Source organism: Pseudomonas sp. M2, assembly GCF_015751845.1.
In the GTDB taxonomy this organism is placed as follows: Bacteria; Pseudomonadota; Gammaproteobacteria; order Pseudomonadales; family Pseudomonadaceae; genus Aquipseudomonas; species Aquipseudomonas putida_E.
The window spans coordinates 3,738,801-3,759,270 of sequence record NZ_JADOUD010000001.1; the positions used below are offsets into that span (position 1 = coordinate 3,738,801).

The window sequence follows — 20,470 nt, forward strand, 5'->3', positions numbered from 1 at the left end:
CAAGCGTGCCGGGCTTTTTCAGGTGCGGGGCACTATAAGCGTGGCTTACAGGATGCTCAGCGGGTACTCGACGATCAGGCGCAGTTCGTCCAGCGACGGGGAGCCGTAGTAGACGCCGTCGGAGGAGCGGTAGGTGGCCTGACGGACGCGGAAGCTGAGGTCCTTGGCGGGGCCTTCCTGCATCACGTACTTGATGTCGATGTCGCGTTCCCATTCTTTGCCGTTGGTGGTGCCTTCGACATTGGCGTCGGTACCGCGCACGTAACGGGTCATGAAGGTCAGGCCGGGTACGCCGAACTCAGCGAAGTTCAGGTCGTAGCGTGCTTGCCAGGACTTCTCGTCTTCAGCGTTGAAGTCGGAACGTGCAACGGAGTTACCCAGGAAGACCGTGCCGCCGCCGTCGACGCCATAACCGTAGTCACCATCACCGTGAACGCGCTGATGCACGATGGTGAAGGTATGAGCGCCGATATTCCACGCAGCCGACAGGCTGAAAGCGGTGTTGTCGAGCTTGTCGCCGTCGTACGCTTTGTACAGGGCGCTGCCTTCGCTCTTGGTGTCATAGATGTTGAAGTCGAACACCAGGCCTTGCTTGTCCGAAATCGGCAGTGCCCAGTTGACATTGCCGTAGTACTTGCGCCAGTAGTCTTCGACCTTGGAGTAGTACAGGCTGGTGCTGAGGCTGTCGGTCAGGGCATAGGTACCACCGACGATGTTGGCTTCAGTCAGGCGCAGGCTGTCGCGGTAGGTCTGGGCCTGGGCGTTCATGCCGGTGAAGTGGCCGGCGTGCAGGGTCAGGCCTTCGATCTCGTCGCTGGTGATCAAGGTGCCTTCGGCAACTTCCGGCAGCAGTCGGCTGTCGTCGGTAGCGAATACCGGCAGGGCGGTGAACTGGTTACCGTACTTCAGCACAGTGTTGGAGAAGCGCATTTTCACAGCGCCGCCGGCTTCGGAGTAGTCGTCTTGCGAGCGGCCGTCGGAGCCTTCCGGGAACAGGCCGGTACCGGCACGGCCTTTGCCGCTGTCCAGTTTCAGGCCGAGCATGCCGATGGCATCGACGCCGAAGCCTACAGCGCCTTGGGTGAAGCCCGATTCAAAGGTGCCGAGGAAGCCGAGGCCGGTTTCTTCCGTGCGGCTCTGGCGATCGCCGGTAATAGGATCCCGATCATTGTTGCGAGCGTCACGGCTGAAGTACAGCATGCGAGTCTTGACGTTCAGCTGGCTGTCTTCGATGAAACCCTTGGATTCGTCCTGTGCAGAGGCAAAGGCCAGCTGCGAGGTCCCTGCCGAAACGGCCAGGGCGATCATGCTCCACTTCATCACGCGCATCGTGATTTGCTCCTTTGGTTTTTAGGAAGAGTACCGCTGCGCCCAAGTCTTTTAGTTATATGGGGCAGCTCTTTCTTGTTATGTCGGCGGAAATGTATAGCACGCAGACTGTTGTTGGCGATATGGGCATATACAACGTTTCGAGAAGTTTACGGCCATGTCGCTTTCAGGTAGTTCCATGTCGCAAATCACGCCCCGATTAATCGGTTCGTACAACGCCAGCGCTGTTCCTGTCACCGTAACGATTCTGTAACTATCGATTCCGGTTGGGGAAACTCCCTGGTGGATCCAAAGCGGCTGTTGTTATTTGTTGCGTCCATCGCTTTATGCAGATGTCGTGCCGACTTGGTGTGGGGAGAATGCAACAAGCGTGCTCAAAATTAACAACGGTTCATGAAATTTTCACAAATTCCGCCGGCGCAGCTCGAAAGTGCCCGTAAATACAGGCCGGCCCCCGTCTGGCGGTGTGCCGGGCCGCAGTCCGGTTGCAAACTAAAAAGCTGCCTTGCAAGTCAAGGTGTTACCGCCCACTGTTCAAGTTGAGTCTTTTATGTGTGTCGAAGCGTAGTGGTGTACTCGTTTGCGGCCTCATTTTGGTGCGAAAAGTAGCGATGTGTTACCGCGCCTGTGCAGCCTGGATCAATTACTGAGCTATAAGGGTGCAGCCAGAGGGCGTGCAGCATGCTTGCGCAGACGAAGCAGGGTATCCTTGCGGCATTGACCCGCACGCCGGGGCCCTTTCGTTGGTGGAGGTTTTCAGTGTTTGAGATGGATTCGCGTTTGCAGCAGGACTCTTTGATTCTTGGGGATTTTCCGCTGTGCCGTCTGCTGCTTAGCAAGGATGCCAATTACCCTTGGTTCATCCTGGTGCCCAAGCGTGCCGGCGTGAGCGAACTGTTCGACCTGAGCCAGGACGATCAGGCGCAGCTGTGGAAAGAAACAACCTGCCTGGCCGAAGCGCTCAAGGGCGAGTTCGCGGCGGATAAGATGAACGTTGCCACGCTGGGGAATGTGGTCGGCCAGCTGCACATGCACGTGATTGTCCGTCGCCATGGGGATGCCGCCTGGCCGGCGCCGGTCTGGGGCAAGGTGCCCCCTGTCGAATACGGGCCGGGGCAGGTCGATGCCATTCGCCAGCGCCTGCGCGCCCTGCTCAATGATGCATATGAGGAGGCCTGACATGTCGCCGGAATCGCGCATTGTCGAACTGGAAACCCGTCAGGCGTTTCAGGACGATACCATTCAAGAGTTGAACGACGTGGTGGTCGAGCAGGGGCGGGTGATTCAGCGTCTGCAGTTGCAGATGGCCGAGTTGATCAAGCGTTACGAGGAAATGGTCGGCCAGTATGGCAGTGAGGGTGAGGAAGCGCCGCCACCTCATTACTGATTGGTGCCAGCCCTGGGCTTGCCCCAGGGCTGCAAAGGGTCAGCGGCGGGTTACCGCGACCACATCTTCGGCCTGCAGGCCCTTGTCGCGGTGCATTACCGAAAACTCCACGCGCTGGCCTTCGACCAGGATGCGATGGCCTTCGCCGCGAATGGCGCGAAAGTGGACGAAGATATCGTCACCCGAATCGCGGGAAATGAATCCAAAGCCTTTAGAGGTGTTGAACCACTTCACAGTGCCGGTATCGCGCATGCCGGTCTCCAGCGGCGCGCCCTGGCTTGGCCGGTTTTTTCTGGGGCTGCGGGCCAAGCCTGCGGCCAGGTGCAGAATGACGGCGAGGCCTGCGCAGACCAATGCCGCCAGGTTGCCCATTTCGGGGCGGGCCAGCAAGGTCAGGGTTTGCAGGACCACGGCCACCACCAGCAAGGCGCAGGCCAGGTGCTGCAATTGCTGGCGGGCGCCGCGGTAGTACAGCGGCACGACAGGTGCCAGCAGCAGGTTGAGCAGGCCGAGCAGGGCCAGGTAGACCGCCTCCGGTTGCTGCAGGAAGGGTGTTGCGTCGTATTTCAGGCTGGGTATGAGCGATAGCAGCAAAGCTGCAGCGCCCGTCAACAGATGGACGATCTTGAACATGGGTTGGCTCGCAATTGATAAGGCCGATCACAGGAAGAGCTGGCGACACGGTGCGCATGAGGTGTAGGGCGCGAACACATGTTGGGCCAGCCTATGCACCCGGCAATGACAGCACGCACGGGTGGCACGGTGCCTATTTAACAGCAAACGCGGGGCCTTCTCAAACCGCAGGTGGCTGTCGGCGATGAGTTGCCCTGCGTCATGGGCGCGTGGCGCCAAGTATTGATACAGTGTGTGGGGCCCGCTTGATCATCATCAAGCCATATGAAAAAGGGGAACTTCATGGCAATCGATATCGGTATCAGTGAAGAAGATCGCAAGTCCATCGTCGAAGGGCTGTCCCGCCTGTTGTCGGATACCTACGTGCTGTATCTGAAAACCCACAACTTTCACTGGAACGTCACCGGTCCTTCGTTCCGTACCCTGCACCTGATGTTCGAAGAGCAATACAATGAACTGGCGCTGGCGGTCGATTCCATCGCCGAGCGGATTCGCGCCCTGGGCTTCCCCGCGCCGGGTTCCTATGCTTTTTATGCGCGGCATTCGTCCATCAAGGAAGAGGAAGGGGTGCCCGCAGCGGACGAGATGATCCATCAGCTTGTCCAGGGGCAGGAGGCGGTCGTGCGTACCGCCCGCAGTATTTTTCCGGTAGTGGACAAGGTCAGTGACGAGCCGACTGCAGACCTGCTGACCCAGCGTATGCAGGTACACGAGAAAACTGCCTGGATGCTGCGAGTGCTGCTTGACGGTAAATGATCGGTCGCTTGTATAAATAGCGGCCTGCCAAGCCCGGTCGAGTGACGCTCACCGGGCTTTTCCGTTTGTGCGGGAAGGCTTTGCCGCTGCTTTGCGTCCGGCTGTACGCGCTTCATTGAGCCTCTGGTTCCTGCGCCCGTGCCTGTCTTGCGGTGCAGGGAAAAATACCTGTGGCGAGGATGTGGGCGCATGATGCAAGCGAGCAAGCGTGTAGTAGGCAAAGGGCGCTGCCTGGGCAAGCAGTGCATTGATCCGTTCAAGGCGGATTTCGACATGATGCAGATTCAGCCGGTATCGCGCTCGGTCCGGCTCAACGGTTTTTCCACCTGTTTGCGCCTGGAAGCGGTCTATTGGCGCATCCTCGAGCGCATCGCCGAGGCCAATGAGTGCTCCGTCAGTGCCGTGCTTTCCTATGTGGATCGCGAGGTGCACCTGCGCCAGGGTGGGGTGCGCAACTTCAGCGGCCTGATCCGGGTGATCTGTGTTGCCTGGCTGCAGGAGCCGCCCAGTGTGCGCTGATCGCCAGGCGGGCTGCGCAGTGCCTGTTAACCATATATAATCCCGCTTTTTGCTGCCCCGGGCAGCCTGCGTAATGGTTGACGAGAGACACCCATGCCCCTTTATGACTATCAATGTGCATCCTGCGATCACCGGATGGAAGCGTTGCAGAAGATCAGCGCAGCGCCGCTGACCGACTGTCCGGCCTGCCAGGCGCCGGCATTGAAGAAGCTGTTGTCGGTCCCTGGCTTTCGCCTGAGCGGTAGCGGCTGGTACGAAACCGACTTCAAGACCGGGGCGAAAAAGAATCTGGCAGGCGGCGACAAGGCCGACTGAGTTGAATTGCAGTAGCCGGGTCTTGCAGTATTAGCCCCCTGGGGCGGCCAAGGCCTCCATCGAATACACGAATCACGAGAAGCGAAACCACCATCATGATGCGCAGCCATTATTGCGGCCAACTGAACGAGAGCCTGGACGGCCAGGAAGTCACCCTTTGCGGCTGGGTCCATCGTCGCCGCGACCACGGCGGGGTGATCTTCCTCGACATCCGTGACCGCGAGGGCATGGCCCAGGTCGTCTTCGATCCCGATCGCGCCGAAACCTTCGCAGCGGCCGACCGCGTGCGCAGCGAGTACGTGGTGCAGATCACCGGCAAGGTGCGCAAGCGCCCTGACGGTGCGGTGAATGCCAACATGGCTTCCGGTGCCATCGAAATTCTCGGTTATCAGTTGAACGTGCTCAACGAAGCTGAAACCCCGCCGTTCCCGCTGAACGAGTACTCTGACGTCGGCGAGGAAACCCGCCTGCGCTACCGCTTCATCGACCTGCGTCGCCCGGAAATGGCCGACAAGCTGCGCCTGCGTTCGCGCATCACCAGCAGCATCCGTCGCTTCCTGGACGAGAACGGCTTCCTCGACGTCGAAACGCCGATCCTCACCCGCGCAACGCCGGAAGGCGCGCGCGACTACCTGGTGCCCAGCCGTACCCACGCCGGTAGCTTCTTCGCGCTGCCGCAGTCGCCTCAGCTGTTCAAGCAGCTGCTGATGGTCGCTGGCTTTGACCGTTACTACCAGATCGCCAAATGCTTCCGTGACGAAGACCTGCGCGCTGACCGTCAGCCGGAGTTCACCCAGATCGACATCGAGACCAGCTTCCTCGATGAGTCCGAGATCATGGGCCTGACCGAAAGCATGATCCGCAAGCTGTTCAAGGAAGTCCTGGACCTGGAGTTCGGCGAATTCCCGCACATGACCTTCGAAGAAGCCATGCGCCGCTACGGTTCCGACAAGCCAGACCTGCGTAACCCGCTGGAACTGGTAGACGTTGCCGACCAGCTCAAAGATGTCGACTTCAAGGTCTTCGCAGGCCCGGCTAACGATCCGAAGTGCCGCGTTACCGCGCTGCGCCTGCCAGGTGGCGCCAGCATGCCGCGCAGCAAGATCGACGAGTACACCAAGTTCGTCGGCATCTACGGCGCCCGCGGCCTGGCGTACATCAAGGTCAACGAGCGCGCCAAGGGCGTTGAAGGCCTGCAGTCGCCGATCGTCAAGAACATCCCTGAAGCCAACCTCAACGTGATCCTCGATCGCGTAGGTGCGGTAGACGGCGACATCGTGTTCTTCGGTGCTGACAAGTTCAAAGTCGTCAGCGAGGCCCTGGGCGCGCTGCGTATCCGTCTGGGCCACGACTTCGAGCTGCTGACCTGCGAGTGGGCGCCGATGTGGGTCGTCGACTTCCCGATGTTCGAAGAGAACGAAGACGGCAGCTTCACTGCGTTGCACCACCCGTTCACCGCGCCCAAGTGCACCCCCGAAGAGCTCGAGGCCAACCCGGCCACCGCGCTGTCGCGTGCCTACGACATGGTGCTGAACGGCACCGAACTGGGTGGCGGTTCGATCCGTATCCACCGCAAAGAGATGCAACAGGCGGTGTTCCGCCTGCTGGGTATCGAAGCGGCAGAACAGGAAGAGAAGTTCGGCTTCCTGCTCGACGCCCTGAAGTTCGGCGCACCGCCTCACGGTGGCCTGGCCTTCGGCCTGGACCGCCTGGTCATGCTGATGACCGGCGCCCAGTCGATCCGTGAAGTGATTGCCTTCCCGAAAACCCAGAGCGCCGCGTGCGTCATGACTCAGGCTCCGGGCTTGGTCGATGCCAAGGCCCTGCGCGAGCTGCATATCCGCCTGCGCGAACAGACCAAGGTCGAGTAAGCGGGCCCCGGGCGCATCCAGATGGATGCGCCTTTGCGTTTCGGCGCAGGTATTTGTCGTTTCGCCCCTCTCGGGGCGCAATTGTTTGTGTTTCAAGAGTTTGGAGTCGTTATGGCTGGTCATTCCAAGTGGGCGAACATCAAGCACCGCAAAGAGCGCCAGGATGCCAAGAGAGGCAAGATCTTCACCAAGTGGATCCGTGAGCTGACCGTCGCTGCCAAGCAAGGTGGTGGCGATCCGGCCTCCAATCCGCGCTTGCGCCTGGCGCTGGACAAGGCCCTGGGTGCCAACATGAGCCGCGATATCATCGATCGCGCCGTGGCCCGAGGTGCCGGCACCAACGAAAGCGATAACGTTGAAGAGCTGAGTTACGAGGGCTACGGCCCGGGCGGCGTGGCGATCATGGTCGAGGCCATGACCGACAACCGCAACCGTACCGCAGCCGCCGTGCGGCATGCCTTCACCAAGTGTGGCGGCAACCTCGGTACCGATGGCTCGGTGGCCTACCTGTTCGAGCGCAAGGGGCAGATCAGCTTCGCCCCGGGTGTGGACGAAGATGCCCTGATGGAAGCCGCCATGGAAGCCGACGCCGACGATGTCGTGGCCAACGAAGACGGTTCGTTCGAGGTGTTCACCTCGTTCAACAGCTTCTATGCCGTGCGTAATGCCCTGGAGGAGGCCGGCTTCAAGGCTGCGGATGCGGAAATCGTCATGCAGCCGACCACCAGTGCCGAGCTGGATCAGGAGGGGGCGGAGAAAGTGCTCAAGCTGATCGACATGCTCGAAGACCTGGATGACGTGCAGAACGTCTATTCCAATGCGCAGATTTCCGAAGAGATCATGGAAAAACTCGGCTAAGGTGTCGCCAGCAAGGTTGTAATTGGGGCCGCTGCGCGGCCCATCGCCGGCAAGCCGGCTCCCACAGGTAAGCGCACCCGCCGAGAGTTGCGCTGTGCCTGCGGGAGCCGGCTTGCCGGCGATGGGTTGCGCAGCGGCCCCAATAGCCTTGAATTGAGCTCAGGCTTTCAAGCATCCCCCCTACACGACAGGCGTTATGACTCTGATTCTTGGTATCGACCCCGGCTCGCGCATCACCGGTTATGGCGTTGTGCGCCAGACTGCCCGTGGTTGCGAGTACGTGGCGTCGGGTTGTATCCGTACCGGCAGCGGCGAGCTGCACGAGCGCTTGCAGATCGTTTTTCGCGGTGTCAGTGAAATCATTGCCCAGCATGGCCCTGTGACCATGGGCATCGAGCGCGTGTTCATGGCGCGCAACCCCGACTCGGCGCTCAAGCTCGGCCAGGCTCGCGGCGCGGCCATCGTCGCCGCCGCCGAGGCCGGCCTGGAAATCGCCGAATACAGTGCGACTCAGGTCAAGCAGGCCGTGGCCGGCACCGGTGGGGCTAACAAGGAGCAGGTGATGCTGATGGTCATGCACCTGCTCAAGCTGACCCAGAAGCCACAGATCGATGCCTCTGATGCCCTGGCGATCGCCTTGTGCCATGCCCATACCCGTTCCAGCCTGGTGCCGCACGGCCTAGCCACGGCGCGGCGGCGCGGTGGGCGCTTGCGTCTGTAGCTGCTTCATGAGCTGATACACATTTTGTCCGGGTGGCACGTTCACCCGACGTATTTGCTGATAGGGTTGAGCGGTCTTTGATCGGCTCCCCGAGAGGAAGGATCGAAACGTGATTGGACGTTTGCGCGGCACCCTGGCGGAAAAGCAACCGCCGCACCTGATTATCGACGTCAACGGCGTGGGCTATGAGCTTGAAGTGCCCATGACCACCCTGTACCGCCTGCCGAAAGTTGGCGAAACGGTAATCGTGCATACCCATCTGGTGGTTCGCGAAGATGCCCACCTGCTGTATGGCTTCCATGAGAAGCGCGAGCGCGAGCTGTTCCGCGAGCTTATCCGCCTCAATGGCGTGGGCCCGAAGCTGGCGCTGGCCTTGATGTCGAGCCTTGAGGCCGACGAATTGGTGCGTTGCGTACAGGCGCAGGACACATCGGCGCTGGTGCGTGTGCCTGGCGTCGGCAAGAAGACTGCCGAGCGCCTGCTGGTCGAGCTCAAGGACCGCTTCAAGGCCTGGGAAACCTCGCCCGCCATGTTCACGCTTGTATCGGATGGTCCGGTACCGGTCAGCAGCGCCTCCACAGCCGAGGCCGATGCCGTCAGTGCCTTGATTTCCCTGGGCTACAAGCCGCAGGAAGCCAGCAAGGCAGTATCCGCTATCAAGGACAAGGCGGGCCTTGGCAGTGAGGAGCTGATCCGTCGCAGCCTCAAAGGGATGATTACCAAGTGATCGAAGCCGACCGCCTGATTGCCGCCAGTGGCCGCGACCGCGAAGAAGTCCAGGACCGTGCCATCCGCCCGCTGCGCCTGGACGAATACATCGGCCAGCCGGTGGTGCGCGAGCAGATGGCGCTGTTCATCCAGGCTGCGCGGGGGCGCAATGAATCGCTCGACCACACCCTGATCTTCGGCCCGCCAGGGTTGGGTAAAACCACCCTGGCCAATATCATCGCCCAGGAAATGGGCGTATCGGTCAAGAGTACCTCGGGGCCGATTCTCGAGCGCCCGGGCGACCTGGCAGCCATGCTGACCAACCTCGAACCGCATGACGTGCTGTTCATCGACGAGATTCACCGGTTGTCACCGGTTGTCGAGGAGGTGCTGTACCCGGCCATGGAGGACTTCCAGCTCGACATCATGATTGGCGAAGGCCCGGCTGCCCGCTCGATCAAGCTCGACCTGCCGCCCTTCACCCTGGTGGGGGCCACAACCCGCGCCGGTATGCTCACCAACCCGCTGCGCGACCGCTTCGGTATCGTCCAGCGCCTTGAGTTCTACAGCGACAAGGACCTGGCGACCATCGTCAGCCGGTCGGCCAACATTCTGGGGCTGGTCATCGAGGACCAGGGGGCTTACGAAATCGCCCGCCGTGCCCGCGGCACGCCGCGTATCGCCAACCGCTTGCTGCGCCGCGTGCGTGACTACGCCGAGGTGCGCGGCAAAGGGCAGATCACCAAGGCAGTGGCTGATTTGGCGCTCAACCTGCTGGACGTCGATGAGCGTGGTTTCGACCATTCCGACCGCCGCCTGCTGCTGACCATGATCGAGAAGTTCGATGGTGGCCCGGTGGGGGTGGATAACCTGGCGGCAGCGATCAGCGAGGAGCGTCATACCATCGAGGATGTGCTCGAACCCTACCTGATTCAGCAGGGCTATATCATGCGTACGCCCCGTGGTCGTGTGGTCACTCGGCACGCCTACCTGCACTTTGGCCTAAATGTTCCCGGGCGCCTGGGTGAGGGGGCAGATTTTTCCGAAGCAGGCGATGAATGACAGATCGAAACCCGCTTTTCGTGGTCCTACCGCTGGCATGCCTCAGGTGCGCTGGCAATACGACATTAATGAAGAAAAAACAGTTGCCGCAGCGGATTGGCAAGCTGAGGAGTAAGCACTAGAGTATGCGCGCGCAAAATGGCCTGGAACCTTTCGCACACCGTTGTCGCGTCTATTACGAAGATACCGATGCCGGTGGCGTGGTGTATTACGTCAACTACCTGAAATTCATGGAGCGCGCGCGGACCGAGCGCCTGCGGCACCTGGGGTTTTCCCAGCAGCAACTGGCCGGGGAGAACCTGTTGTTCGTGGTCCACTCGAGCGAAGCGCGCTATCACGCGCCGGCGCGCCTGGACGATGAACTTCGGGTGACCGCGCAAGTACTTGAACTCAATCGCGCCAGCCTGCGTTTCGTGCAGCAGGTCTGGCGGGAAAAGGATGAAACGCTGCTCTGCGAAGGGCAGTTCCTGGTGGCCGCCGTACGCGCCGACACTTTCAAACCCCGAGCCATACCCCCCAAGCTGCGCGACGCCTTTGTGGCGGACGGCTCGGGTACTCAATCGAATGCAGGAGAATAAGCGTGGAAGCTAACGTCGTCGACCATACCTCCATGTGGAGTCTGGTCAGCAATGCCAGCGTGGTGGTACAGCTGGTAATGCTGACCCTGGTGGCCGCCTCGGTCACCTCATGGATCATGATCTTCCAGCGCAGCACCATGCTGCGCGCCGGTCGTCGTGCGCTGGATGCCTTCGAGGAACGCTTCTGGTCGGGTATCGACCTGTCCAAGCTGTACCGTCAGGCAGGCAGCAACCCGGACCCGGATTCGGGCGTGGAGCAGGTCTTCCGGGCCGGTTTCAAGGAGTTCTCGCGTCTGCGCCAGCAGCCGGGTGTGGACCCCGACGCGGTCATGGAAGGCGTTGGCCGGGCCATGCGCGTAGCCATCTCGCGTGAGGAAGAAAAACTCGAGCAGAGCCTGCCGTTCCTCGCCACCGTCGGTTCGACCAGCCCGTACATCGGCCTGTTCGGTACCGTGTGGGGCATCATGAACTCCTTCCGCGGCCTGGCCAGCGCCCAGCAGGCGACCTTGGCCACCGTGGCCCCGGGTATCGCCGAAGCGCTGATCGCCACCGCCATCGGCCTGTTCGCGGCAATCCCGGCGGTTATCGCCTACAACCGTTTCGCCGCGCGCAGCGAAGTGCTGATCGGTCGTTACTACACCTTCGCCGACGAGTTCCAGGCGATCCTGCACCGCAAAGTGCACACCAGCGAAGAGTAATCAGGTACAAACCCATGGCCCGAGTTCGCCACAAACGCAAGCCGGTCGCCGAGATGAACGTGGTGCCCTACATCGACGTGATGCTGGTGCTGCTGGTCATCTTCATGGTGACCGCTCCCATGCTCAATCAGGGCGTGAAGGTCGACCTGCCCAAGGTTTCCAGCGAAGCCTTGCCGCAGGACAACAATGTCCAGATCCTCACCATCTCCATCAAGGCCGACAAGACCTATTACTGGAACCTGGGCAGCGAAGTCGACACCGACAAGCAGATGGACAAGGCCATGACCTTGCCCGAAATGACCGGTGCAGTGACCAAGATCATTGCCGCCGGTCGCGACCAGGGCAAGCAGACCCAGGTCTTCATTCGTGGCGACAAGGCTGTCGACTACGGCGCGGTCATGGGTGCCATGGGCGGGTTGCAGAAGGCCGGTGTCGGTAACGTTGGCCTGATTACCGAGGCGCCCTGATGCAACAGCGAGAGCCATCCGCCTCGGAAAGCTACTTCTGGCCCAGTGTCTGGGCCATCGGCCTGCATGTGCTTGTGTTCGCATTGCTGTTCGTCAGTTTTGCCATGACGCCAGAATTGCCGCCTTCCAAGCCGATCGTTCAGGCTACGCTGTATCAGCTCAAGTCCAAGAGTCAGGCGACCACCCAGACCAATCAGAAGATTGCCGGGGAAGCGAAAAAAACCGCGTCGCGTCAGACCGAAGTCGAGCAGCTGGAACAGAAGAAGGTCGAGCAGGAGGCCGTAAAGGCTGCGGAACAAAAGAAAGCCGATGCCGCTCAAAAGGCCGAGGAGGCTCGCGAAGCCGCCGAGGCGAAGAAGGCAGAAGACGCTGCCAAGGCCGCCGAGGCCAAGAAAGCCGCTGAAGCCAAGAAGGCCGACGAAGCGAAGAAAGCCGCTGAAAAGCAGCAGGCCGACATCGCCAAGAAAAAGGCTGAGGAAGAGGCCAAGAAGCAGGCGGCCGAAGAGGCCAAGAAACAAGCCGCCGAGGATGCCAAGAAGAAGGCAGCCGAGGAGGCCAAGAAGAAAGCGGCCGAGGACGCCAAGAAGAAAGCGGCGGCCGAGGACGCGAAGAAGAAGGCAGCTGAAGAGGCCAAGAAAAAGGCCGCTGCAGATGCCCAGAAGAAAAAGGCACAGGAGGCGGCCCGCAAGGCGGCAGAAGACAAGAAAGCCCAGGCCCTGGCCGAGCTGTTGTCCGATACCACCGAGCGGCAGCAGGCGCTGGCCGACGAGCAGGGTGACCAAGTGGCCGGCGACTTCGACGACCTGATCCGCATGCGCGCGGCCGAAGGCTGGGCGCGTCCACCTTCTGCGCGCAAGGGCATGACGGTAGTCCTGCAGATCAACATGTTGCCCGATGGCACCATCACCAGTGTCAGCGTGTCGCGCTCCAGTGGCGACGGTCCGTTCGACAGTTCTGCGGTGGCAGCAGTGAAGAACATCGGTCGTCTGACCGAAATGCAGGGCTTGAAGCCGAGCGAGTTCAATCCGTACCGTTCGTTCAAGATGACATTTACACCTGAGGATCTAGCGTTGTGATTAAACTCCTTCGAGGACTGCTGGTCATGCTGTGCTGCGTGGCAGGCATGGCCATGGCAGAGGAAAAGAACATCCTGGTCACCAGCGGCAGCGATCGGGCAACGCCCATCGCGGTAGTGCCGTTCGGTCTGCAGGGTGGCAGTGTGCTGCCGGAAGACATGGCCGATATCATCGGCAATGACCTGCGCAACTCTGGCTACTACGCGCCCATCCCACGGCAGAACATGATCAGCCAGCCTACCCAGGCCAGCGAAGTGATCTTCCGTGACTGGAAAGCCCTGGGCGCCCAGTACGTGATGGTCGGCAGCATCGTGCCGTCGGGCGCTCGCCTGCAGGTGCAGTACGCACTGTTCAACGTCGCCACCGAGCAGCAAGTGCTGACCGGCAGCGTTGCCGGCAGCGTCGACCAGTTGCGCGACATGTCGCACTACATCGCCGACCAGTCGTTCGAGAAGCTCACCGGCATCAAGGGTGCGTTTTCCACCCGCATGCTGTACGTGACCGCCGAGCGCTTCTCGACCAACAATACCCGCTACACCCTGCAGCGTTCGGACTACGATGGTGCGCGTGCAGTGACCTTGCTGCAGTCGCGTGAGCCTATCCTGTCGCCGCGTTTCGCGCCGGATGGCAAGCGTATCGCCTATGTCTCGTTCGAGCAGAAGCGGCCGCGCATTTTCATCCAGCACATCGACACCGGCCGCCGCGAACAGGTCACCAACTTCGAAGGCCTCAATGGTGCTCCGGCCTGGTCGCCGGATGGTTCGCGCCTGGCATTCGTGCTGTCCAAGGACGGTAACCCGGACATCTACGTGATGAATGTGGCTTCGCGCCAGATCAGCCGTGTCACTGCCGGCCCGGGTATCAATACCGAGCCGTTCTGGGGCAAGGATGGCAACACCCTGTACTTCACCTCCGACCGTGGCGGCAAGCCGCAGATCTACAAACAGTCGGTCAGTGGTGGTAGCGCCGAGCGTGTGACGTTCGTAGGTAACTACAACGCCAACCCGAAACTTTCGGCGGACGAAAAGACGCTGGTAATGATCCATCGTCAGCAGGGTTTCACCAACTTCAAAGTGGCGGCACAGGACTTGCAAAGAGGAAGTGTAAAGATTCTCTCGGAAACAAGTCTTGATGAGTCTCCCACTGTTGCGCCAAACGGCACCATGCTAATCTACGCCACCCGCCAGCAGGGCCGGGGAGTCTTGATGCTCGTGTCGCTTAATGGCCGCGTGAGGCTCCCACTTCCTACCGCTCAAGGCGAAGTCAGAGAACCGTCCTGGTCCCCTTACCTGAACTGATTGCGGCGTAATACGTTTTGCTTAACACACTGGGGTTTCATTAGGAGTTTCACGATGGAAATGCTGAAGTTTGGTAAATTTGCTGCGCTGGCTCTGGCCATGGCTGTAGCTGTAGGTTGCTCCTCGAAGGGCGGTGACAACGCTGGCGAAGGCGCTGTTGACCCTAACGCTGGCTACGGTGCCAACACTGGCGCTGTTGACGGTTCCCTGAGCGAAGAAGCCGCCCTGCGCGCAATCACCACCTTCTACTTCGAATACGACAGCTCGGACCTGAAGCCAGAAGCCATGCGCGCTCTGGACGTTCACGCCAAGGACCTGAAGTCCAACGGCAGCCGTGTTGTTCTGGAAGGCAACACCGACGAGCGCGGTACTCGCGAGTACAACATGGCTCTGGGCGAGCGTCGTGCCAAAGCCGTTCAGCGCTACCTGGTTCTGCAGGGTGTTTCCCCTGCTCAGCTGGAACTGGTCTCCTACGGCGAAGAGCGTCCAGTTGCCACCGGCAACGACGAGCAGTCCTGGGCTCAGAACCGCCGCGTAGAACTGCGTAAGTAAGTTCTTATGCGTATGTGCCGTCGTGCTGTAACCGTCCTCGCACTCAGCCTTCCGCTTTCGGCGTGGGCTGCGGTTCCTGTAGTAGATGACAACGCAGGTGCTTACCCACCTTCGGGTTATGGCACGAGCGGCGCCTATGCCGGGGCAGGGGCTTCGACCCCTGCCTCAGCACAGGGCCAGCTGTTCATGCAGCTGCAACAGATGCAGGACCAGATATCCCGCCAGCAAGGCATCATCGAAGAGCTGCAAAACGATGTCGCCCGCATGAAGCAGGAAAGCCTGGAGCGTTACCAGGATCTGGATCGCCGCATCAACAGTGGTGGCGCGCCTGCCGCGACCCCCGATAATTCCTCCACCGGTGGTGCACCCGATGCCGCCGCCGGTGCAGCAGCAGGCGCCGCTGGCGCTGCTGCACAGCAACCGGCCGCCAACAGCGAGCCGGCTGATCCTGCGAAAGAGAAGCTCTATTACGATGCGGCTTTCGACCTGATCAAGCAGAAGGACTTCGACAAGGCCAGCCAGGCGTTCGGCGCCTTCCTGCGCAAGTACCCGAACAGCCAGTACGCAGGCAACGCCCAGTACTGGCTGGGTGAGGTGAACCTGGCCAAGGGTGACCTGCAAAGTGCCAGCCAGGCTTTTGCCCAGGTCAGCCAGAAGTACCCCAAGCACAGCAAGGTACCGGACTCCCTGTACAAGCTGGCCGACGTCGAGCGCCGCATGGGCCATACCGACAAGGTCAAGGGCATCCTGCAGCAAGTCATCACCCAGTACCCCGGCACATCCGCCGCTCAGCTGGCGCAGCGTGACCTGCAGAAGCTCTAAGTAGCACCGTTCAAAAGAAACCCGCGCCAGGCGCGGGTTTTTTCGTTAGAATCATTGCCCTTTTTCTTAAACACGCTGCTGCGGATAACGCCATGTCGAGTCCGCGACAGTGCCTGACGGAGGCGGACAGCCTGTTTAGCTGTCACGCCCGTGGCGATCATGCAAGACACATTACGTATCACCGAAGTCTTTTACTCTTTGCAGGGTGAAACACGCACGGCTGGGCTGCCCACGGTATTCGTGCGCCTGACCGGTTGCCCCCTGCGCTGCCAATACTGCGACAGTGCCTACGCCTTCAGTGGCGGTACTGTGCGTAGCCTGGATTCGATCATGGAACAGGTGGCCGGCTTCAAGCCACGCTATGTGTGCGTGACTGGCGGCGAGCCACTGGCCCAGCCGAATGCCTTGCCACTGTTGCAGCGCCTGTGCGATGCCGGCTATGAGGTTTCGCTCGAAACCAGTGGTGCCCTGGATATCTCGGCTACCGATATTCGCGTCAGCCGCGTGGTCGACCTCAAGACCCCGGGCTCTGAAGAGTCCCACCGCAACCTCTACCAGAACATTGAGCACTTGACCGGCAATGATCAGGTCAAGTTCGTCATCTGTTCACGCGAGGACTATGACTGGGCGGTTTCCAAGCTGATTCAGTACAACCTTGCCGAGCGCGCCGGTGAAGTGCTGTTTTCGCCAAGCCATCACCAGGTGAAGGCCAGTGACCTGGCCGACTGGATCGTTGCCGACAACTTGCCTGTGCGTTTCCAGCTGCAGCTGCACAAGCTGCTGTGGAACGACGAGCCCGGACGTTGATTAGGAGCAAAAGTACATGACTGAGAAACGCGCAGTAATCCTGCTGTCCGGCGGCCTCGACTCGGCCACTGTCGTCGCCATGGCCAAGGCCGAAGGCTACAGTTGCTACACCATGAGCTTCGACTATGGCCAGCGCCATCGTGCTGAATTGAACGCTGCTGCGCGGGTCGCTCGTGACCTGGGCGTCGTGGAGCACAAGGTCATCGGCTTGAACCTCGATGGCATCGGGGGGTCGGCACTGACCGACAGCAGCATCGATGTGCCGGAAACCCCGGGCGAGGGTATTCCGGTGACCTATGTGCCGGCACGCAATACCGTATTCCTGTCGTTGGCTCTGGGCTGGGCAGAAGTGCTGCAGGCGCGCGACATCTTCATCGGCGTCAATGCCGTGGACTACTCGGGCTACCCCGATTGCCGCCCTGAGTTCGTCGAAGCGTTCGAACGCATGGCCAACCTCGCGACCAAGGCCGGTGTCGAGGGGCAGGGCTTCCGGATCCAGGCGCCGCTGCAGAACATGAGCAAGGCGCAGATCGTACAGGCCGGTATGGCCCGTGGCGTGGACTACAGCCTGACGGTCTCCTGCTACCAGGCCGACGATGAGGGCCGCGCCTGTGGCAAGTGCGACAGCTGCCGCCTGCGCGCCGACGGCTTCAAGGCCGCCGGGGTAGACGACCCAACCCGTTATTTTTGAAAAAAGTTTTGATGGGGTGTTGATTTCCCGTTAGAAATCAGTATTATACGCGCCATCCAACGGGTCGTTAGCTCAGTTGGTAGAGCAGTTGGCTTTTAACCAATTGGTCGTAGGTTCGAATCCTACACGACCCACCATACGCTGTAAGTCAAAGCCCGCTACCGGAAACGGTGGCGGGCTTTGTCGTTTTTGCCCCTCCTTATTCAGCCCACTCAGGGTCTGCGGTAAACACTACCGTCAACCAGCGATCCGGTCCTTCACCGCCAATCGCATCACCGACTTCGCAGCGCAGCGCATCCCACTCTTCAATGCTTTTGGCTGGAAGGTGCTTGGGCACGATGAAATACAGCTCGATTTCCCGAGAGCGGCCGACCTTGGCCACGTAAGCCCGATAGGATTCCAGTCCGTGGCGTGCCACGAACGCACCGGCCACCTCATCCACGTGCAGCATCAGGTCGCCAGGTGTCACCAAAAAGATATCCGCCATGGCTTGGCGCACCACCGACAGCGGCAAGGGGATGATGACCAGGCACACCAGCGCCAGCACCGCCGGGTCGATGTACGGCGATACCCACTCCCACTGCGTGCCCTGCACGGCAAAGCCAAAGCAGAAGGCGATGAGCAACGCTGCGGTGATGCTGGCCGACATCACCCAGCCCTTGACGTCCATGCGCACGAAATCCGAGTTCAGCTCGCGGTTGGCCCGCGCTTCGACTGCAGCGATGGTCGCGCAGGCGATCACGGTCAGCGCCGCATAAACCATGGCGATGCCGAACTCCAGGTGGCGTCCGCCTTCGAGCAGGCTGCTGACGGCGTTGATCAGGGCGTAGAGCGCCACACCGCTGAGCAGGATGCCATTGAGCGCCAGCACCATCGGCTCCAGGTGCCAGAAGCCCATGGTGAAGCGCTCGCGCAGCTTGCGTGACACGTGCCGGCTGGTGGCGTGCGTAGTGATCAGCTTGACCACCACCAGCGACAGGCCGCTCATGCCGGCGTCGGCCAGCGAGTAGACACCGTCGAAAATGATCGAGAACGAGCCGGACGCCAGGCCGAAGGCAATGCCGATGGTGGCGATGAACAGGGTGACGGCGATCGAAGTGCGTAGCAGGCCCTGTTCGCTGGCAAGGTCGAAGAAGGGGGATTTGTTGGGTGTTTCCATGGGTAAAACTCTTTCAAAAGGTGGGTGCCTGTACGGGCCCAATCGCCGGTAGCCGGTAATTGGGCCCGTACGGGCTAAACGCGAAACTGCTCCATCAAAGCCTGCTGCTGATTGGCCAGGCGGTTCAGCGCTTGGCTGATGCGCGCCGACTCATCAGCCTGGCCCGATAGCGATTCAGTCACATCGCGGATACCGGCCACGTTACGGTTCACTTCCTCGGCCACAGCGCTCTGTTCTTCAGCGGCCGAAGCGATCTGCAGGTTCATGTCGCTGATCACCGCCACCGCTTCACCGATCCGCTGCAGCGTCGGCAGTGCCTGTTCCATCTGCAAGGCGCTGGCCTGCGCCTGTTTCTGCCCAACATGCATGGCGCCGACCACATCCTGGGTGCCTTGCTGCAGGCCCTCGATGACCTGGCGGATTTCTTCCACCGACACCTGGGTGCGCTGCGCCAGGCTGCGTACCTCGTCAGCCACCACGGCAAAACCCCGCCCGGCCTCGCCAGCGCGGGCCGCTTCGATGGCGGCGTTTAGGGCCAATAGGTTGGTCTGCTCGGCAATGGCGCGGATCACCTCCAGTACCGAGCCGATCTGCTCGCTGCGCTGCTCCAGTGCGCGGGCCTCGTCCATGGCGGCATCCATCCCGACTGCCAGGTTGTCAATCGCCTGGCGGGTGCTGGCGATCAGTTGCAGGCCTTCGCGGCTCGCCTGATCGGCGCCACGTGCTGCCTGGGCGGCTTGCGCCGCGTTGTGGGCGACATCCTGGGCAGTTGCGCTCATCTCGTTGGCGGCGGTGGCCACCTGCTCGATCTCGCGCTGTTGCTGCTGCATGCCGCTGCTGGTCTGGCTGGCGATGGCAGCGGACTGATCGGCGGTACCGCGGGCTTCGAGCAGCGAGCCTTTGACCTGGGCAATCACCGGTTGCAGCTTGTCGAGGAAGCGGTTGAACCAGCCGCTCAACTGGCCCAGTTCGTCCTGGCGCGCGTAGTCCAGGCGCCGGGTCAGGTCGCCCTCACCGCTGGCGATATCCTCGAGGCGTGCGGCTACGGCCAGAATCGGCCGGGTCACGCCACGTGCGGTCAGCCAAACCAGCAGCAGGCCGACGATCGCGGCACCCAGGCCGATCAGCAGGCTGGTCAGATTGGCGCTTTGGTTGTGTTCGCTCAGCCTCTGATTGAGAGCGACGGCGGGTGCTTGAAGCACAGCTTCGGGCAGCTCCAGCAGTACCTGCCAGGGAGCGGCGCCGGGGATCGGGGCGAACGGGCGGCCGACGCGCAACAGGCCCTGCGCCACGTCGTTGTCCAGGACAGTGCCCAGCTTGCTGGCGTCGCGGCTGTGCCCGGCCAGCAAGCCGGTAGTGCTGACGATGCTCACCTGGCCCTGGCCATCGAACAGCTCCTGGCGGCCGTCCAGGCTCAACTGCTGCAGGTTGTCTAGGCCGATGTCCAGGCCCACTACGCCTACTACCTTGCCGCCCTCCAGCAGGGGCAGGGCGATGCTCGTCATCAGTACCTGGCGGCCATTGACCTCGTCGAGGTAGGGCTCGACCACACAGGCCTTGGCCGTTTCCTGAGGGCAGGTCAACCAGCGGTTCTGTGCCGCCCCGTTGGCGCCAACCGTGCTGTCGGCCAGCATCGCTTCAGGCATGGCCTCCCGCTCAAGGTTGCCCGGGCTGGGCTGCGACCAGTACAGCGAAAAGCGCCCGCTGTCGTTGCTGCCGACTGCCTCCTGGGCGACGAACTGGCTGTCCTGGTGGTCCAGGGCGTTGGGCTGGAACACCACATAAAGCCCGATCAGGTCCGGGTTGCCCGCCAGGCTGGCGCGTGCCTGGTGGGTCAGTTCGGCGCGCAGGTCGCTGCCACCGTGGGCTTTGAGTACCTGAACCAGGCGTGTAAAACCGTTCGCGTACTGGTAGGCGTCCATGAAGTAGCGCTGAATGCGCAGGGTCTGGGTTTCGGCGAGGGCCTGCAGGCGCAGGCGCGCGCTGTGGTCGAGCATTTCACTGTTGGCCTGGCTGACCAAGGCTGCACTGCGCTGTGCCTGGGTCAGCGAGGTGGCCACCAGTAGCGCGACGATGGCCAGCAGGCACAGGCCGGCGAGCAAGGTGATCTTCCACTGGATAGAAAGGCGACGCAGCGGCATGAGAGCTTTCCTTTTCGTGCAA

Annotated in this window: 23 protein-coding genes and 1 tRNA gene; 20 read left to right on the forward strand and 4 right to left on the reverse strand. The window is 61.2% G+C overall.

Annotated features, from left to right (window positions below; all coding sequences use genetic code 11):
• Positions 1–45: 45 nt before the first annotated feature.
• On the reverse strand, positions 46–1,329 hold the full coding sequence (locus IWW33_RS17325; RefSeq protein ID WP_174142332.1) for an OprD family porin: 1,284 nt from the start codon (positions 1,327–1,329) through the stop codon (positions 46–48).
• Between the two features lie 759 nt (positions 1,330–2,088).
• Here IWW33_RS17325 and IWW33_RS17330 point away from each other — a divergent pair.
• Both IWW33_RS17330 and IWW33_RS17335 read left to right on the forward strand, forming a co-directional pair.
• Positions 2,089–2,508, forward strand: coding sequence for an HIT domain-containing protein (locus tag IWW33_RS17330; protein ID WP_046787973.1), 420 nt, complete (start codon positions 2,089–2,091; stop codon positions 2,506–2,508).
• 1 nt (position 2,509) lies between these two features.
• Positions 2,510–2,716, forward strand: coding sequence for a SlyX family protein (locus IWW33_RS17335; RefSeq protein ID WP_039602955.1), 207 nt, complete (start codon positions 2,510–2,512; stop codon positions 2,714–2,716).
• Between the two features lie 39 nt (positions 2,717–2,755).
• Here IWW33_RS17335 and IWW33_RS26860 read toward each other — a convergent pair whose 3' ends face one another.
• Positions 2,756–3,349 (reverse strand): cold-shock protein, encoded by a 594-nt coding sequence (locus tag IWW33_RS26860; protein WP_012315826.1) that lies wholly within the window; start codon positions 3,347–3,349, stop codon positions 2,756–2,758.
• A 282-nt stretch (positions 3,350–3,631) separates the two neighbouring features.
• Here IWW33_RS26860 and IWW33_RS17345 point away from each other — a divergent pair, with 282 nt between their 5' ends.
• The 18 genes from IWW33_RS17345 to IWW33_RS17430 all read left to right on the forward strand — a co-directional run bounded on the left by IWW33_RS17345 (position 3,632) and on the right by IWW33_RS17430 (position 17,285).
• Complete coding sequence (locus IWW33_RS17345; protein ID WP_012315825.1) at positions 3,632–4,105, forward strand: Dps family protein; 474 nt, start codon at positions 3,632–3,634, stop codon at positions 4,103–4,105.
• 189 nt (positions 4,106–4,294) lie between these two features.
• On the forward strand, positions 4,295–4,624 hold the full coding sequence (locus IWW33_RS17350; protein WP_046787974.1) for a ribbon-helix-helix domain-containing protein: 330 nt from the start codon (positions 4,295–4,297) through the stop codon (positions 4,622–4,624).
• 93 nt (positions 4,625–4,717) lie between these two features.
• A complete protein-coding gene (locus IWW33_RS17355) occupies positions 4,718–4,939 on the forward strand; it encodes a zinc ribbon domain-containing protein (RefSeq protein WP_046787975.1) in 222 nt (73 codons plus the stop codon).
• 95 nt (positions 4,940–5,034) lie between these two features.
• On the forward strand, positions 5,035–6,810 hold the full coding sequence (gene aspS, locus IWW33_RS17360; protein WP_012315822.1) for an aspartate--tRNA ligase: 1,776 nt from the start codon (positions 5,035–5,037) through the stop codon (positions 6,808–6,810).
• A gap of 111 nt (positions 6,811–6,921) precedes the next feature.
• Complete coding sequence (locus IWW33_RS17365) at positions 6,922–7,668, forward strand: YebC/PmpR family DNA-binding transcriptional regulator (RefSeq protein WP_174142331.1); 747 nt, start codon at positions 6,922–6,924, stop codon at positions 7,666–7,668.
• A 196-nt stretch (positions 7,669–7,864) separates the two neighbouring features.
• Positions 7,865–8,389 (forward strand): crossover junction endodeoxyribonuclease RuvC, encoded by a 525-nt coding sequence (ruvC, locus tag IWW33_RS17370; protein ID WP_012315820.1) that lies wholly within the window; start codon positions 7,865–7,867, stop codon positions 8,387–8,389.
• Positions 8,390–8,498: 109 nt separating this feature from the next.
• Positions 8,499–9,116, forward strand: a complete 618-nt coding sequence (gene ruvA, locus IWW33_RS17375) for a Holliday junction branch migration protein RuvA (RefSeq protein WP_115274061.1) — start codon at positions 8,499–8,501, stop codon at positions 9,114–9,116.
• The gene (gene ruvB, locus IWW33_RS17380) at positions 9,113–10,159 is read left to right on the forward strand and encodes a Holliday junction branch migration DNA helicase RuvB (protein WP_012315818.1); all 1,047 of its coding nucleotides are present in this window, start codon (positions 9,113–9,115) and stop codon (positions 10,157–10,159) included. Before ruvA ends, ruvB begins: the two co-directional genes overlap by 4 nt.
• A 125-nt stretch (positions 10,160–10,284) precedes the next feature.
• A complete protein-coding gene (ybgC, locus tag IWW33_RS17385; protein ID WP_012315817.1) occupies positions 10,285–10,737 on the forward strand; it encodes a tol-pal system-associated acyl-CoA thioesterase in 453 nt (150 codons plus the stop codon).
• Positions 10,738–10,739: 2 nt separating this feature from the next.
• Positions 10,740–11,435, forward strand: coding sequence for a protein TolQ (tolQ, locus tag IWW33_RS17390; RefSeq protein WP_010952367.1), 696 nt, complete (start codon positions 10,740–10,742; stop codon positions 11,433–11,435).
• 14 nt (positions 11,436–11,449) lie between these two features.
• A complete protein-coding gene (tolR, locus tag IWW33_RS17395; RefSeq protein WP_039603824.1) occupies positions 11,450–11,902 on the forward strand; it encodes a protein TolR in 453 nt (150 codons plus the stop codon).
• On the forward strand, positions 11,902–12,978 hold the full coding sequence (gene tolA / locus IWW33_RS17400; RefSeq protein WP_174142330.1) for a cell envelope integrity protein TolA: 1,077 nt from the start codon (positions 11,902–11,904) through the stop codon (positions 12,976–12,978). The genes tolR and tolA overlap by 1 nt, the downstream gene beginning before the upstream one ends.
• Positions 12,979–13,004: 26 nt before the next feature.
• Entirely contained in the window at positions 13,005–14,276 is a 1,272-nt protein-coding gene (tolB, locus tag IWW33_RS17405) for a Tol-Pal system beta propeller repeat protein TolB (protein ID WP_046787978.1), read from the forward strand.
• Between the two features lie 54 nt (positions 14,277–14,330).
• Positions 14,331–14,828: a peptidoglycan-associated lipoprotein Pal gene (gene pal, locus IWW33_RS17410; RefSeq protein ID WP_115274062.1), complete on the forward strand. Its 498-nt coding sequence runs from the start codon at positions 14,331–14,333 to the stop codon at positions 14,826–14,828.
• 6 nt (positions 14,829–14,834) lie between these two features.
• Positions 14,835–15,650, forward strand: coding sequence for a tol-pal system protein YbgF (gene ybgF, locus IWW33_RS17415; protein WP_046787979.1), 816 nt, complete (start codon positions 14,835–14,837; stop codon positions 15,648–15,650).
• 159 nt (positions 15,651–15,809) lie between these two features.
• Positions 15,810–16,457 carry a 7-carboxy-7-deazaguanine synthase QueE gene (gene queE / locus IWW33_RS17420; protein ID WP_174142329.1) on the forward strand — a complete coding sequence of 216 codons (648 nt, stop codon included), beginning with the start codon at positions 15,810–15,812 and terminating at the stop codon, positions 16,455–16,457.
• A gap of 16 nt (positions 16,458–16,473) precedes the next feature.
• Entirely contained in the window at positions 16,474–17,148 is a 675-nt protein-coding gene (gene queC / locus IWW33_RS17425) for a 7-cyano-7-deazaguanine synthase QueC (protein ID WP_046787980.1), read from the forward strand.
• Between the two features lie 61 nt (positions 17,149–17,209).
• Positions 17,210–17,285: transfer RNA gene (locus tag IWW33_RS17430), tRNA-Lys, on the forward strand.
• A 62-nt stretch (positions 17,286–17,347) separates the two neighbouring features.
• Here IWW33_RS17430 and IWW33_RS17435 read toward each other — a convergent pair.
• Positions 17,348–18,307 (reverse strand): cation transporter, encoded by a 960-nt coding sequence (locus tag IWW33_RS17435; RefSeq protein ID WP_046787981.1) that lies wholly within the window; start codon positions 18,305–18,307, stop codon positions 17,348–17,350.
• Between the two features lie 74 nt (positions 18,308–18,381).
• Positions 18,382–20,448, reverse strand: coding sequence for a methyl-accepting chemotaxis protein (locus IWW33_RS17440; RefSeq protein WP_174142328.1), 2,067 nt, complete (start codon positions 20,446–20,448; stop codon positions 18,382–18,384).
• Positions 20,449–20,470: the final 22 nt, after the last annotated feature.